This is a genomic window from Mesorhizobium sp. M1338 (genome assembly GCF_040318045.1).
Classification (GTDB): domain Bacteria; phylum Pseudomonadota; class Alphaproteobacteria; order Rhizobiales; family Rhizobiaceae; genus Mesorhizobium.
In genome coordinates this window covers 69,749-84,201 of the sequence record NZ_JAMYLL010000023.1, presented here as the reverse complement: position 1 = coordinate 84,201, position 14,453 = coordinate 69,749, and the positions used below count along the sequence as shown (strand labels likewise).

Annotated in this window: 15 protein-coding genes and 1 pseudogene; 5 read left to right on the top strand and 11 right to left on the bottom strand. The window is 62.3% G+C overall.

The window, feature by feature from the left end; genetic code table 11:
* Nucleotides 1-119 precede the first annotated feature (119 nt).
* Both NKH19_RS20245 and NKH19_RS20240 read right to left on the bottom strand, forming a co-directional pair.
* A complete protein-coding gene (locus tag NKH19_RS20245) occupies nt 120-1,226 on the bottom strand; it encodes an aldo/keto reductase (RefSeq protein WP_352871136.1) in 1,107 nt (368 codons plus the stop codon).
* 27 nt (nt 1,227-1,253) lie between these two features.
* Entirely contained in the window at nt 1,254-1,790 is a 537-nt protein-coding gene (locus NKH19_RS20240) for a nuclear transport factor 2 family protein (RefSeq protein WP_352871134.1), read from the bottom strand.
* A gap of 114 nt (nt 1,791-1,904) precedes the next feature.
* Here NKH19_RS20240 and NKH19_RS20235 point away from each other — a divergent pair, with 114 nt between their 5' ends.
* Nucleotides 1,905-2,831, top strand: a complete 927-nt coding sequence (locus NKH19_RS20235) for a LysR family transcriptional regulator (RefSeq protein ID WP_352871132.1) — start codon at nt 1,905-1,907, stop codon at nt 2,829-2,831.
* 21 nt (nt 2,832-2,852) lie between these two features.
* On the opposite strand, the gene tsf is transcribed toward NKH19_RS20235, so the two are convergent.
* The 5 genes from tsf to NKH19_RS20210 all read right to left on the bottom strand — a co-directional run bounded on the left by tsf (nt 2,853) and on the right by NKH19_RS20210 (nt 7,455).
* Complete coding sequence (gene tsf, locus NKH19_RS20230) at nt 2,853-3,773, bottom strand: translation elongation factor Ts (RefSeq protein WP_109669054.1); 921 nt, start codon at nt 3,771-3,773, stop codon at nt 2,853-2,855.
* 109 nt (nt 3,774-3,882) lie between these two features.
* Nucleotides 3,883-4,671, bottom strand: a complete 789-nt coding sequence (rpsB, locus tag NKH19_RS20225) for a 30S ribosomal protein S2 (protein WP_352871130.1) — start codon at nt 4,669-4,671, stop codon at nt 3,883-3,885.
* A 202-nt stretch (nt 4,672-4,873) separates the two neighbouring features.
* Nucleotides 4,874-5,152, bottom strand: a complete 279-nt coding sequence (locus tag NKH19_RS20220; RefSeq protein ID WP_352811983.1) for a DUF4031 domain-containing protein — start codon at nt 5,150-5,152, stop codon at nt 4,874-4,876.
* 59 nt (nt 5,153-5,211) lie between these two features.
* On the bottom strand, nt 5,212-6,510 hold the full coding sequence (locus tag NKH19_RS20215; protein WP_352871127.1) for a lysophospholipid acyltransferase family protein: 1,299 nt from the start codon (nt 6,508-6,510) through the stop codon (nt 5,212-5,214).
* A 117-nt stretch (nt 6,511-6,627) separates the two neighbouring features.
* Nucleotides 6,628-7,455 (bottom strand): cell envelope integrity EipB family protein, encoded by an 828-nt coding sequence (locus NKH19_RS20210; RefSeq protein ID WP_352871125.1) that lies wholly within the window; start codon nt 7,453-7,455, stop codon nt 6,628-6,630.
* Between the two features lie 138 nt (nt 7,456-7,593).
* Between NKH19_RS20210 and NKH19_RS20205 the strand changes: the two genes are divergently transcribed.
* From NKH19_RS20205 to NKH19_RS20190, 4 genes are all read left to right on the top strand, one after another.
* Nucleotides 7,594-8,058 (top strand): RidA family protein, encoded by a 465-nt coding sequence (locus NKH19_RS20205; RefSeq protein ID WP_352871123.1) that lies wholly within the window; start codon nt 7,594-7,596, stop codon nt 8,056-8,058.
* 14 nt (nt 8,059-8,072) lie between these two features.
* Nucleotides 8,073-8,801 (top strand): glycerophosphodiester phosphodiesterase, encoded by a 729-nt coding sequence (locus NKH19_RS20200; RefSeq protein WP_352871121.1) that lies wholly within the window; start codon nt 8,073-8,075, stop codon nt 8,799-8,801.
* Nucleotides 8,802-8,851: 50 nt separating this feature from the next.
* Nucleotides 8,852-10,066, top strand: coding sequence for a GNAT family N-acetyltransferase (locus NKH19_RS20195; protein WP_352871119.1), 1,215 nt, complete (start codon nt 8,852-8,854; stop codon nt 10,064-10,066).
* Nucleotides 10,067-10,157: 91 nt separating this feature from the next.
* The gene (locus NKH19_RS20190; RefSeq protein WP_352871117.1) at nt 10,158-10,589 is read left to right on the top strand and encodes an HIT family protein; all 432 of its coding nucleotides are present in this window, start codon (nt 10,158-10,160) and stop codon (nt 10,587-10,589) included.
* A 75-nt stretch (nt 10,590-10,664) separates the two neighbouring features.
* Here NKH19_RS20190 and NKH19_RS20185 read toward each other — a convergent pair.
* The 4 genes and pseudogenes from NKH19_RS20185 to NKH19_RS20170 form a co-directional block, all read right to left on the bottom strand.
* Nucleotides 10,665-10,895, bottom strand: a pseudogene (locus NKH19_RS20185) (phosphotransferase-like protein); the annotation flags it as partial.
* 61 nt (nt 10,896-10,956) lie between these two features.
* Nucleotides 10,957-13,425 (bottom strand): ATP-dependent Clp protease ATP-binding subunit ClpA, encoded by a 2,469-nt coding sequence (gene clpA, locus NKH19_RS20180; RefSeq protein ID WP_352871115.1) that lies wholly within the window; start codon nt 13,423-13,425, stop codon nt 10,957-10,959.
* 6 nt (nt 13,426-13,431) lie between these two features.
* On the bottom strand, nt 13,432-13,761 hold the full coding sequence (gene clpS, locus NKH19_RS20175) for an ATP-dependent Clp protease adapter ClpS (protein ID WP_010909565.1): 330 nt from the start codon (nt 13,759-13,761) through the stop codon (nt 13,432-13,434).
* Between the two features lie 280 nt (nt 13,762-14,041).
* Nucleotides 14,042-14,371 (bottom strand): phasin family protein, encoded by a 330-nt coding sequence (locus NKH19_RS20170; RefSeq protein WP_352871113.1) that lies wholly within the window; start codon nt 14,369-14,371, stop codon nt 14,042-14,044.
* Between the last annotated feature and the right edge of the window lie 82 nt (nt 14,372-14,453).

The following is a 14,453-nucleotide window of genomic DNA, read 5'->3' as shown; positions in this document are numbered from 1 at the left end:
GTGTCGGCCGCCCGCGCCCCCCCCCCCCCCCCCGCCCACCCCTAACCGCTCCGCCCCCCCCCCGCCCGCCCCCCCCCCCCCCCCCCCCCCCCCCCGACCCGGAATTCGCTTGCCTTTTGTCAACTCACGCCGGCAAACGCGCCTTCCATGAGCAGGTTCGGGAAGTACCCCGCCGGCTTGTCGCCGACCGCCTGACCCCCGGTGAGGCCACCCTGGATTTCCGGACCGAAGAACGAGTACGGGAACGGCGTGACCGGCTGGCTGACCGCGTCGAGCCTTGCCAGGAGTTCCTGGGGAATCTCGAAATCGAGCGCGCCGAGATTATCCTTGAGCTGATCGAGACTCGTCGCCCCGATAATCACCGATGCGACACCGGGCCGTGTCGCCGCCCAGTTCAAGGCGACCTGCGCCATTCCGCGGCCAAGCTCGCCGGCAACAGTCTCCAGTTCGGCAACGATTGCCCAGTTGCGGTCGGTGAATTTCTGGAAACCGGGATTGGTCGAACCGCGCATCGTCTCCAGTCGCCCGCCCGCCTTGCTGATTGCATCTGAACGATATTTGCCGCTCAGCAGGCCGCTGGCCAGCGGGCTCCAGACCATGATGCCGACGCCGTAGCGCGTGCCGAACGGCACGAACTCATGCTCGATATTGCGCTCGGCCAGCGAATATTCGAGCTGCAGCGCCGAAACCGGCTCGTAGCCGCGCTGTTCGGCGACGGACTGCGCACGGCTGGCGTACCAGGCGGGGACGTCGGAGAGACCGACATGGCGGATCTTTCCGGCGCGCACCAGATCGTCCAGCGTCCGCATCACCTCTTCCGGCGACGTCAGCCTGTCCCACGCATGCAGGATGTAGAGGTCGATATAATCGGTGCCGAGTCGTTTCAGCGAGCCCTCGACGGCGCGGATGATGTTCTTGCGGCCATTGCCGCCGGCATTCGGATTGCCCTGCTCCAGATTCATGCTGAACTTGGTGCTGATCACGGCCTTGTCGCGCAGGCCGCGTTCGGCAATGAACTCGCCAAGCCAGGTCTCGGAGGTGCCGCCGGTATAGGCGTCGGCCGTGTCGAAGAAATTGCCGCCCGCCTCGACATAGGCATCGACCAGGGCGCGCGCCGTCTCCTTGTCGGCGCCCCAGCCCCACTCGGTGCCGAAGGTCATGGTGCCGAGTGCAAGCCGGGTGACGCGCAGCCCGCTGCTGCCAAGGGTGTAGTAGGACATGGTCATGATATCGTTCCGATCCTGTTCCAATATTCAATGCCGGTCCTGTCCGGGGGTCGTCTTGACCCACGGGTTGCCGCGCTCATGCGTCATGCGGAATGTGAAGCCGTCCACTCTCCAGTCGGCTCCCGTACGGGTCAGTTGGTGTTCGTAGGTGCCCCAGACTTCCCAGAGCGGGTCGCCATTGCCTTCCATGCGGTTCCAGGCATAGCCGTTGGACAAGACGGTCGCGGCGCCGGCGTCGATGGTGACCTGGTGGTTGGTGCGCAGATGCAGGCTGGTCTTGCTGCCCCTGAGATTCGCGGCCCAGGTTGCGATCAGGTCGTCCGAAGCGATGGTGGCCGGAGGCTGCCCGCTCAAGCTGCTGAAGTCGACGGTGACGCGGTCGGCGAAGTAACTGCGGGCGAGCCGCCAATCCTGGGCGTCGACGGCGCGATCGATGGCATCGGCGATGCGGATGACGGCGCGCTCATCGGCGAGCGTCACTTCGCGGGACGGTTCGGCTCCGCCGGCATCGACTGGCGCTAGCGCCATACCGGCCGCGAGGGTGGCATATCTCAATGCATTCATGTCTCTTCTCCTTTTGCGTCGGCCCGCCGCCGATCTGTTGGCGGCAATGTGGGCCAGCGCGCCGGCATCGATAAGATTGCATTATTCGCATGGACTGTGCGATATCATGCATGAATGGATCGCAATCTACTTGGCCACCTTCCTGTCATCGTCGCCGTGGCGCGGCGCGGCGGCTTTGCGCCCGCGGCGGCAGAGCTTGGCATGAGCCCTTCAGCGGTCAGCCATGCGGTCAGGCTCGTGGAGGAGCGTATCGGCCAGCCGCTATTCGCCCGCACGACGCGCAGCGTGTCGTTGACCGAGGCCGGTCAGGCGCTTGTCGCGACGGCGGAGCCGGCGCTGCAGGACATCGCGGAGCGGATGGAGCGCATTCGGGGCATCAAGGGTCGCCCGGCCGGACTGCTCAGGATCAATGTTTCGCACGTAGCCGTCCCGATGGCGGTGACCCCTGTCGTGACGGCCATGGCGGAGCGCTATCCGGATGTGACAGTGGAAATCTTTGCCAACGAAGGGTTGGTCGATATCGTCGGCGAAGGCTTTGACGCCGGCATCAGACTTGGCGAAATGATCGCGCAGGACATGATCGCGATCCGGATGACGCCACCCTTCCAGGTGATCATCGTCGCTTCGCCAGCCTATATCGGCCGGCGTGGCCGTCCGCGCCGCCTGGCCGACCTCGCCGCCCACAATTGCATCGGCTACCGGCTGGTGCGATCCGGCGCGATCTATCGTTGGGATTTGACGGAGGACGGCAAGGACGTGGCCGTGGAAACGCGCGGCACCGCCGTCGTCACTGATTCCCTTGCCGCGATCGACCTGGCGCTGTCTGGGATGGGACTGGCCTATGTGTTCGAGCCGCTGGTGCGCGCCGACCTTGCCGCTGGCCGACTCGTCCAGGTGCTGCCGCGGTCGGCAATCGAGGAGCCAGGCCTGTTTCTCTATTTTCCGCGTCGGGCGGCAATGGCGCCGAAGCTGCGCGCCTTTGTCGACGTCGCACAAGAAATCGGCCGGACACCCTCGCGAGCGCCCGGCCGAGTTGCCTGAGCCGAAAAGCCGGTTGGCGGCTTACTTCTTGACCGCGGCCGCGACTTCCGCCGCGAAATCGGTCTCTTCCTTCTCGATGCCCTCGCCCAGCGCAAAGCGCAGGTAAGCCGTGATCTTGGCCGGGGCGCCGATGTCCTTCTCGGCATCCTTCAGCGCCTTCTCGACGGTGATGTCGGGATTGAGCACGAAGGCCTGCTTCAGCAGCACGACCTCCTCGTAGAACTTGCGCAGACGGCCTTCGACCATCTTCTCGATGATCGCTTCCGGCTTGCCGGACTGACGCGCCTGGTCGGAGAAGATCGCCTTCTCGCGTTCGACCGCGGCCGGATCGATCTGCTCCGCGGTCAGCGCCATCGGATTGGTGGCCGCGACATGCATGGCGACCTGACGAGCGAAGGCATTGGCCGCATGCTCGTTGCCCGTGGTCTCGATGGCGACCAGAACGCCGAGCTTGCCGAGCCCATCGGCAACCGCGTTGTGGACGTAGGTGGCGACTGCGCCATGCGGAACGGTCAGCTTGGCCGAGCGGCGGAAGCCCATGTTCTCGCCAATGGTGCCGACAGCGTCCTTGATGGTGTCGGCAACCGACTTGTCCGAACCTGGATACTTCGCGGCGGCCACGGCCTCTGTCGTGCCATAGGCCAGAGCAACCTTGGCTACATTGGCGACGATCTCCTGGAACGCGGCATTGCGGGCAACGAAGTCGGTCTCGGAATTGACTTCTACGACGGCCGCTTCGCGAACGCCGGAATCAACGCCGATCAGGCCCTCCGCCGCGGTACGACCGGCCTTCTTGTCGGCCTTGGAAATACCCTTCTTACGCAGCCAGTCGACGGCCTCTTCCATGTTGCCGTTGGTCTCGGTCAACGCCGCCTTGCAATCCATCATGCCCGCGCCGGTCAAGTCGCGGAGTTCTTTGACCTGTGCAGCCGAAATGCTCATTGTCGCCTCTTTGTCTAGAATGCACCGACGCACCATCGGTATTCGATGGTGCGTCTGTTTAGCGTGCCAAAATATGAGAAAGACGAAGGCCGCAACCGGCCTTCGCTTATCAAGCTTGAGGGGCTTCCGACGCCGGAGCCGGGGCCGGATCTAGCGCCGGTTCGATCGGGGCTTCGACCGAAGCACCGATGTCGACGCCGAGCGCGCCCTGCTGACGGGCGATGCCGTCGATCGCAGCCTTGGCGATCAGGTCGCAATAGAGCTGGATAGCGCGGGCCGCGTCGTCATTGCCGGGGATCGGGAAGTCGATCTTGTCAGGATCGCAGTTCGAATCGATGATGGCGACGACCGGGATGCCGAGACGCTTGGCCTCGAGGATGGCAATCGCTTCCTTGTTGGTGTCGATCACGAACATAAGGTCGGGCGTCGAGCCCATGTCCTTGATGCCGCCCAGCGCCTTGTCGAGCTTCTCGCGCTCGCGGTCGAGGTTGAGGCGCTCCTTCTTGGTCAGGCCCTGGGCCTCGCCGGCCAGCATCTCGTCTAGCTTGCGCAGGCGCTGGATCGAATTCGAGATCGTCTTCCAGTTGGTCAGCATGCCGCCGAGCCAACGCGAGTTGACATAGTACTGGGCCGAGCGCTGTGCCGCGTCGGCGACGATGTCGGACGCCTGGCGCTTGGTGCCGACGAACAGCACGCGGCCGCCCTTGGCGACAGTGTCGGAAACCTGCTTCAGCGCCTGGTGCAGCAAAGGCACCGTCTGCGAGAGGTCGATGATGTGGATGTTGTTGCGGGCGCCGTAGATGTAAGGCGCCATTTTCGGGTTCCAGCGGTGGGTCTGGTGGCCGAAGTGAATGCCAGCTTCCAAAAGCTGGCGCATGCTGAAATCAGGCAGTGCCATTCAAAGTTCCTTTCCGGTTAGCCTCCACGGACACAGGCATTTTCGGACTTTGTCCTCGAACGCCACCGGAGGTTTCAGCCGGATTTCTCCCGGGCAGACACCAAAGTCCGTGTGTGGAATGAGCGCGCATATAGAGGGGATGCGCGACAAACGCAAGCGCGGCGGGATCTGTGGTCGGCGTGCGACGATCCGCGCCCTGCCGTCAGCGCTTTATCTTCCCGTTCGGGACCCGCACCCGCCGGAAGACCGCGACGATCTCCTCACGGCTGCATTCGATGGCGCCGAGCCGCACCGCACGGTCGCGCTCGAAGCCGGTTATGTCATAATGCGGCGCCGATGTCTTGGGCGGCCCCTGGTAGGATGAACGCTTGATCGCCAGCTTTGCAGCGAAGCGATGCAGTTCATCGGTGTCGTCGGCCAACAGATGGCACCAGCGATGGCCAGCCCAATTCCAGATCGCTGCGTCGACATAGACTGCCATGAAGCTTGCTGTCTGCCTTCCATCCTGCACGACAGTCGGCCACATGGCCCGTCCGTCCGTCAGTGACGATAGAATGGATTCGGATAGAAAATGAAGCTGCCTTTGGCCTCAACCTCAGCCACCGTGCCGGTGATGGTTTGCTGCATACGACGGTGCAGCTCGGCAACCGCATCGTCGATCGAGCCCGCATACTCATGCAGGCCCAGTGCCTCCGGCACCCGGATGTGGGCGCAACGCGGCCCGGCCGGCTGCGGAATGAACCGGTTGATCGTGTCACGCAGTCCGCCCCGGCAATAGTCGTTGCGGATCCGCTTCAGATGTTCGGCGATCTCCTCCTGGGTGATGCGCGGGTTGGCCGAGGCCCAGGATCCAACGCGTTGCAGCCTCTGAATCGTATCGGCGAGTGCGCGGACATGCTTTTGCCCTTCGGCGTCGCCGGTGTTCTCGCGCTGCCAGCGGCGCGCCCGACGCAGAAGCTCGGCGGTGTCGGTGCTGGCAGTGTCGGCTGAGATGCTCTCGCCGAGTCGGCGGCCGAGCTCGGTGACCAACGCTTTCCGGCGCTCGGCATATGTCGCGCCTTCGTCGGATCGCACGCCGCAGGCGGCCTCATCGCGGGTCAGCAGCGTCGAATAGACATGGTGGATGCGCTGCGGCAGTGTGTCGGTCGCCTGGCGTTCTATTTTCAGGCTTTTCTCGACATAGGCGCATTCCTTCGCCAGCGCCGCTTCGACATTCCCGGTGAAGGCAAGCTTCCAGATAACCGGGGCGATCCAGACCTTGAAATGCGGATCCGTGGCCCGGCCGCGCCGGAGAGCCTCGAGCCCCATCTCGACGGCACCCGGCAGCAACGGCGCAACGACATCGGCGTGCCAGCCGACGCCGCCTTCGGGATGCAGCAGCACGCCATGGCCCTTCAAGGCCCAGGCGACGGAGTGTTCCTTAGCTGCCCCGCTGTTGCCCGGAATCTGGGCGATCAGATTGTTGGCCAGCCAGAATTTCTGCATCATTCTGCCAAGACCGTTGACGACGCCGTTCGTCGCCCACGACGCAGCGAGTGGGCTGACCTGCGACACGATCTCCTTGTCGATCATCCAGTCGGTGAAGAACTCGGGATGATTGGGCGTGATGAAGGTCGCCTTCCCCGCTCCGCAACTGGCTTTCAGCCGCTCGAGGTCGGCATCCGGCAGGTCGATATGGCGGACATTGGAGACGCCGCGCAAACCGGCTAGGCGGTTGAACGGCAACAGATCGCGAAATCCGGGAATGCCGCGCAGCATGACGATCCGATTGACGGATGTCATGGCCCTGATCAGTACCGGGTTAGGTCTCGGCGCAACGAAGACATCGATCTTGCTCAAGCTGCTCCCCCCATTGCGCCTGGACGCTGGGGACGAGGTTGAGAGACGATTGCGGCACGTTCAAGTCGTTAGCCACGAACACGGCGTGTCGTGGTTAATCGACTGGCCACATGAACCCTATTTGGCCGGGCAGGCTTTCGTCTGGTCGAACAGCGACAGATTGACCAGCTTGCCGGTCATCGAGAAGTCGCCATAGTCCATGGTGAGGTCGCGGGTGATGCCGTTCTCATGCAGTTTGAAGCTGATGCGGTATTCCGGCACCTCTTCGCCTGTCTTGCCGGTGTCGTCGAAATAGGCGATGTCGACCGGCCAGTATTTATCGGTGGCGAGCTTCGCCAGTGCCGGAGCCTCCGGATCGGCCTTGTCGGCATCGGTTTTCTTGCCGACGACAACGGTGGTGGTCATCACCTTGTTGGCATCTTCGGATCCGTCGAACAGATTGGTTTCGTAGAAATTTTCGCCTTTTTCGGCCTTGCCGATCAGTTCGACCAGATGCTGGGTCGGGAATTGGGTGCTCGCCAGTTCGACGCTGTTCTTTTCCGGCTTGTCGATATCGACCTTCAGGCCCTTGGTCTCTTTCGTGGCGATGCCCTTGACCTCCTTGTCGAGGTTCTGGTCGACGAAGGACTTCGTCACGAACGAGAATGTCTTGCCTTCGGCATCCTCGAAAGTGGTCGTCTGCTGGTCGGTCAGCCTGGTGTTGTCGGCGGTCACGATCTGGGTAACGAAGCGGAATTTCACCGTATAACCTTCACAGGCAGAGCCGATGAACTCATAGACCATGCGGCCGGATATGCCTGTGATGCCGGACTGATCGGAAGCCTTTTTCAAGGTGAGGTCATAGACGGCGCGGTGGGCTTGCAGCGCCGGCGCGGCCAAGGCTGGGCCGATCGAGAAGACTCCCGACAGCAGAACGGCATGGAATGCAAGGCGCGCTGCGCGCATGAGGTACTCCGATCATCGCGGCTGATGGCAAGCCGCAGGGAAAGATGGTCCAGCTTAAAAAAAGTCATGGCGGAAGCGAGGCAAAAATAGCAATTTCGGCCCGGCCGGCGCGGCGTCACCAAGCAATAGGGAAATACCATGAGTGAAACAATCGAAAAGCGGCTAAGCGATCTGGGCGTGACGCTTCCTGTCGCCGCCGCGCCCGCCGCCAACTACGTGCCCTATTGCAGGACCAGCAATTTGCTGTTCACCGCCGGGCAATTGCCGCTCAAGGACGGCAAGCTCCAGGCGAGCGGGCTGCTTGGCCGAGACGTCGACACGGCAGGCGGCAAGGACGCGGCAAAGTACTGCGCGATCAACATCCTGGCGCAGGCCAAGGCAGCGCTCGGCGACCTCGAGAAGATCCGCCGGCTGGTGAAGATCACCGTTTTTGTTGCCTCGACGCCTGAGTTTGTCGAGCAGCATCTGGTTGCCAACGGCGCCTCCGATTTCCTGGTCGCGGCCCTGGGCGAGCGCGGCAAGCATGCACGCTCCGCCGTTGGCACAGCCTGCCTGCCGCTTAATGCCGCAGTGGAAATCGAAGCCATCTTCGAAGTCGAATGAGCCAGAGGACAGATATGACCGACCTATCCTGGCTGACCGCCCGGCCCGTCGCCCATCGCGGCTTTCACGACATGAACAAGACGCGCTGGGAAAATACACTTTCCGCCTTCGCGGCGGCGGCCGAGCGCGGCTATGCCATCGAATGCGACGTGCACCTGTCGTCGGACCGCGTTCCCATCATCATCCATGATGGCGATCTCAAGCGCCTGACCGGCCAGGACGGCTTCGTCTGGCAGCGCACCGCGGCGGAACTGGCGGCGCTCAAGATCGGTGGCACGACGGATCATGTGCCGACGCTGCAGGAAGCGCTCGACCTGATCGATGGCCGCGTGCCGCTGGTCGTCGAACTGAAGGGCGTGCCAGGCTATGACGAAGGCTTGGTGGCAAGCGTCGGCAAGATGCTCAAGCGGTACAAGGGCAAAGCCGCGATCATGTCGTTCGACCACTGGCTGATCCGCGATTTCCCGAAGGACGCGCCGGGTATCCCAGGGGGACTCACCGCCTATGGCAACGACGTCAAGTTGATCGAAGCGCATTTCGCCATGCTTGCGCATGAGATCGTCTTCACCTCCTATGCCGCCGGCGACCTGCCGAACCGGTTCGTCAGCTTTGTGCGTGAAAAGCTGAAAATGCCTGTCATCACCTGGACCGTGCATGACCAGCCGGCTGTCGACCTGACCTTCAGATACGCCGACCAGATGACATTCGAAGGTTTCGAACCCGATCTGGTCAAAGTCGCCTGAGTGCCTGAAACGTGACTTGTACCGAGCCGGACGGAGTTTAAATAAGCCTCATGGATCAAGGCGACGAGGGCTATGGCCAAACAGCAAACGCGGACTATTCGATCCGCGTCGCCGCAGGCATCGGCGCTTTCACCTGCGATGAATGGAACAGCCTCGGCGGGACCATGCGCGGCGACGCAGAAAACGGCTACAACCCACTCGTTTCATTTGCTTTCCTGAGCGCGCTTGAAGAGTCCGGCTGCGCCGTGCGGCGCACCGGCTGGCAGGGCCACCATCTCAGGCTGGAGGATGGGCAAGGCAGATTGCTCGGCGCGGTTCCCTGCTATCTCAAGTCGCACAGCCAGGGCGAATATGTGTTCGATCATGGCTGGTCGGATGCCTTCGAGCGGGCCGGCGGCCGCTACTATCCCAAACTGCAAAGTGCCGTGCCGTTCACGCCGGTCACCGGTCCTCGCCTGCTGGTCACCAGGGGCGAGGACATCGGCACCGTGAAGGCCGGGCTGGCGGCGGGCCTGAAAGTGGTGACGCAGAAACTCGGTGTCTCTTCCGCGCATGTCACCTTCGCGCAAGAGAGCGACGTGGAGGTGCTGGAAGCGGCGGGTTTCCTGCACCGCACCGACCAGCAATTCCATTTCTTCAACGAAGGCTTTTCAACCTATGACGACTTCCTCGCCACCCTTGCCTCGCGCAAGCGAAAGGCTATGAAGAAGGAACGGCGCGAGGCGCTTGCCGATGACATTTCGATCGACCGGCTGACCGGCAGGGATATCACCGAAAAGGCCTGGGACGATTTTTATGCCTTCTACATGGACACCGGCAGTCGCAAATGGGGCCGGCCCTATCTCAATCGCCGGTTCTTTTCGCTGATCGGCGAGCGCATGGCCGACGACATCCTGCTGGTGATGGCCAAACGCAACGGGCGCTACATTGCCGGCGCCATCAATTTCATCGGCTCCGACGCCCTCTATGGCCGCAACTGGGGCTGTATCGAGGACCATCCCTTCCTGCATTTCGAGGTCTGCTACCATCAGGCGATCGACTTCGCCATCGAGCGCAAGCTGAAAGTGGTCGAGGCAGGCGCGCAAGGCGAGCATAAGCTGGCGCGCGGCTACCGGCCGGTGACCATGCATTCCGCGCACTACATCGCCCATCCCGGCCTGCGAAACGCCGTTGCCGACTATCTCAAGCGCGAACGCCATGAGGTGGAGCGGATGAGCGAATACCTGGAAGAACACACCCCGTTCCGCAAGGATCTGGAGGAGTAGCGACCGCCTGCCCTGAGGGGCAGGTTCGACGATCGTCTTGCCGACTTTCGACCGCTTCGCTACACGAAAGTCACAATCCGGAGCATTCGCCATGGCTGAAACCGCCTATGACACCGACAACATCTTCGCGAAGATCCTGCGCGGCGAAATTCCCTCGCACCGCGTCTACGAGGACGATGCGTTCATAGCCTTCATGGATGTGATGCCGCAGGGGCCGGGCCATACGCTCGTGGTGCCGAGGGCGCCGTCGCGCAACTTGCTCGACGCCGATCCGTCAATTTTCGGCCCGCTTTTCGCGGTCGTTCAGAAAATTGCGCTGGCGGTGAAAAAGGCCTTCGGCGCCGACGGCGTCACCGTCATGCAGTTCAATGAGCCGGCCTCGGGGCAGACCGTCTATCATCTCCATGTGCATGTCATCCCGCGCTTCGACGGCATCCCGCTGAAGCCACACACGGGCGGGATGGAGAAGCCGGAGGTGTTAGTCGAAAACGCCGGAAAGATACGGGCGGCGCTGCAAGGCTGACGCCGCAATCACCGACAAACTGGAAACGGTTTTAGTCGGCCGAGGGCTGAGCCGGTTGCTCGATCGCACTCGGCCGAGCGATGCCTTGAGCGCGGCGTATAATGCTGGCACGAGGTCCTCAAGGTCCGGGCGCTCGCCGCCAGGCCACAATCCCTATCCCAGGCCGATAGCGTGCCGGCGTGGCCTGCTCGTAAACGTCGACGCCGAGATTGATCCAGACGCCGTCGAAGGTCTCCTGAATAGCCCTGGCGACGCTTGATTTTTCGATCGCGGCGCACCGTTCAGGATGATGATCCGCCCGGCCATGCGTCCTCCCGCTCCAATGAAAAAAGCCCCGTTTCCGGGGCTTTTTCGACTTTCATCAAGGTCAGTTCTTTCTGGGCAGTTGCGGCACGAGGCTGCGCTTGCCGCCGTCCTTGCCCTTGGCTTCGGGCTTCTGCGCCACCAGCTTCTTGGCCGCGGGCTTTTTCGCCACGGCCTTTCTTGGCTTTGGCGCTTCTTCCGGCTCTTCCTTCTTCGGCTTCACCGGCGCCTCATCGGCGAGCGATTCGAGCTTCAGACCGGTTTCGCCGGTTTCCTTCTTCTCGACGGTGACGCGCACCGTGCCGCCCTTCTTGAGCTTGCCGAACAGCACCTCGTCGGCCAGCGGCTTCTTGATGTGCTCCTGGATCACCCGGCCGAGCGGCCGCGCTCCCATGCGCTCGTCATAGCCCTTGTCGGCGAGCCAGGCGATCGCATCCGGCGACAGGTCGAAGGTGACGCCACGCTCGGAAAGCTGGGCCTCGAGTTGCATGACGAACTTCTGCACCACCTGATGGATAACCGGCACCGGCAGCGAGCCGAACGGGATGATCGCATCGAGACGATTGCGGAACTCCGGCGTGAACAGCCGGTTGATCGCCTCGACATCGTCGCCTTCGCGCTTGGTCGAGCCGAAGCCGATCGCCGCGCGCTGCGCATCCGACGCACCCGCATTGGTGGTCATGATCAGGATCACATTGCGGAAGTCGATCTGCTTGCCGTTGTGGTCCGTCAGCTTGCCGTGGTCCATCACCTGCAACAGGATGTTGAACAGGTCCGGATGCGCCTTCTCGACTTCGTCCAGCAACAGCACGCAGTGCGGATGCTGGTCAACGCCGTCGGTCAAAAGGCCGCCTTGGTCGAAGCCGACATAGCCGGGAGGCGCGCCGATCAGCCGCGATACGGTGTGGCGTTCCATGTACTCCGACATGTCGAAGCGGATCAGCTCGACGCCGAGCGATGCGGCCAACTGCTTGGCCACTTCGGTCTTGCCGACGCCGGTCGGACCGGAGAACAGGTAGGAGCCGATCGGCTTTTCCGGTTCGCGCAGGCCGGCACGCGCCAGCTTGATGGCGGAGGTCAGCGCGGTGATCGCGGTGTCCTGACCATAGACGACACGCTTCAGCTCGATATCGAGGCCCTGCAGCACCTTCTCGTCATCGGCCGAAACCGTCTTCGGCGGAATGCGGGCCATGGTGGCGATCGTGGCTTCGATCTCCTTGATACCGATGGTCTTCTTGCGCTTGGCTTCCGGCACCAGCATTTGCGAGGCGCCGGTCTCGTCGATCACGTCGATCGCCTTGTCCGGCAGCTTGCGGTCGTTGATGTAGCGCGCCGACAGCTCCACCGAAGCCTTGATCGCCTCGTTGGTGAACCTCACCTTGTGGAACTCCTCATAATAGGGCTTGAGACCCTTCATGATCTCGATGGCGTCCTCGATGGTAGGCTCGTTGACGTCGATCTTCTGGAAGCGCCGCACCAGAGCGCGGTCCTTCTCGAAGAACTGGCGGAATTCCTTGTAGGTGGTCGAGCCGATGCAGCGGATCGCGCCCGACGACAAGGCCGGCTTCAACAGGTTGGATGCGTCCATGGCGCCGCCTGATGTGGCCCCTGCCCCGATCACCGTGTGGATCTCGTCGATGAACAGCACGGCACCTGGATAGTCCTCGAGTTCCTTGACGACCTGCTTCAGCCGTTCCTCGAAATCGCCGCGATAGCGCGTGCCGGCGAGCAGCGTGCCCATGTCGAGCGCGAAGATGGTGGCATTGTGCAGCACTTCGGGAACGTCGCCCTCGACGATGCGCTTGGCCAGGCCTTCGGCGATCGCCGTCTTGCCGACGCCGGGATCACCGACATAGAGCGGGTTGTTCTTGGAGCGGCGGCACAGCACCTGGATCGTGCGGTTGATCTCGGACTCGCGGCCGATCAGCGGGTCGATCTTGCCGGCCTTGGCCTTGTTGTTGAGGTTGACGCAATAAGCGGTCAGCGCGTCCTGCTGCTGCTTCTTCTTGCCGCCTTCCTCCTGCGGTTCGGCGCCGTTCTGGCCGCCCTGCTCGTCATCGGCGCCGCGCGGCGAGCGCGTCTCCGACGCGCCCGGACGCTTGGCAATGCCGTGCGAGATGTAGTTGACCGCGTCGTAGCGGGTCATCTGCTGTTCCTGCAGGAAATAGGCGGCATGGCTCTCGCGCTCGGCGAAGATGGCGACGAGCACGTTGGCGCCCGACACTTCCTCGCGGCCCGACGACTGCACATGGATCACGGCGCGCTGGATGACGCGCTGGAAGCCGGCAGTCGGCTTGGAGTCTTCGTCGTAGCCGGTGACGAGGTTGTCGAGTTCGGTGTCGATATAGGTGAGAACCGTGTGCTTCAGTTCATCGAGATCGACATTGCAGGCGCGCATGACGGCGGCCGCCTCGGTGTCGTCGATGAGCGCGAGCAGCAAATGTTCAAGGGTTGCGTATTCATGGTGCCGCTCATTGGCGAGCGTCAGCGCCTGGTGAAGCGCCTTTTCCAGGCCTTGGGAGAAAGCCGGCATGTTACCTCACTTCTTCTCCATCACGCATTGCAGCGGATGCTGATTCTGTCGGGCGAAATCCATGACCTGGGACACTTTGGTCTCGGCCACCTCGAATGTATAGACCCCGCACTCGCCCACTCCATGATTGTGAACATGAAGCATGATGCGTGTGGCGGCTTCGCGGTCCTTCTGGAAAAAACGCTCCAGCACGTGAACCACGAACTCCATGGGCGTGTAGTCGTCGTTGAGGATGAGGACCCGGTAGAGGCTGGGCTTCTTGGTTTTGGTTTTGGTGCGCGTGATGACGGCCGTCCCGCGGCCGGCCTCATTGCCGTCGCCGCCGCCGTTTTGCATCCGCACCACGCGTCTCGTGGCAGTCAAACCGATCGTCACGTATTCCTGCCTCTTTCGAATCCCCATGCGAGTTCGACATGTAGGTGTTCGATGGACGATTTTAAGCCCTTCTGTTTAGCTGACAATATGGCTAGGTGACCAAACTTGGACGATTTTCGCAATCGTGAAGGGGCGAGAGGCCCTCGATCGGGCATTGACATGAAAAAAACCCGGCCGCGTTTCCGCGGCCGGGCTTTGTCCCTGCCCCCAAAGGGCAGGATCTCCATATTGTCAGTCGAAATTACTTCGCCTTGGCAACGATCGATTCGAACGGCTTGTAGGCTTCCTTGGCGAGCTCGGCATAGAGATCGCCAATCTTGGTGGCCTCGGCGACGAACGCCTCGTAGGACTGCTTGGCGTAATCCGACTGGATCTCGATCGCCTTTTCCAGCGACTTGGCCGACAACAGCTTCTCCACGGTGGCGCTGCCGGACTCAAAACTCTTCTTGGTGTATTCGCCAGCTTCGGTGGCGATCGCCTGGGCGCCTTTGGAGAGCGACGCGAAGCTCTTCAAGCCGGTGTCGGCAAACTCTTTGCCGTATTTGCTGAAGTCCTCATAGGTCTGGGTCATTTCACGATTCCCTTGACGGTTGAGGCGTCCTTCTTTGGGGCGCCCTTGTGCAATGCACCTTAATATATTGTGCGCCGCACAA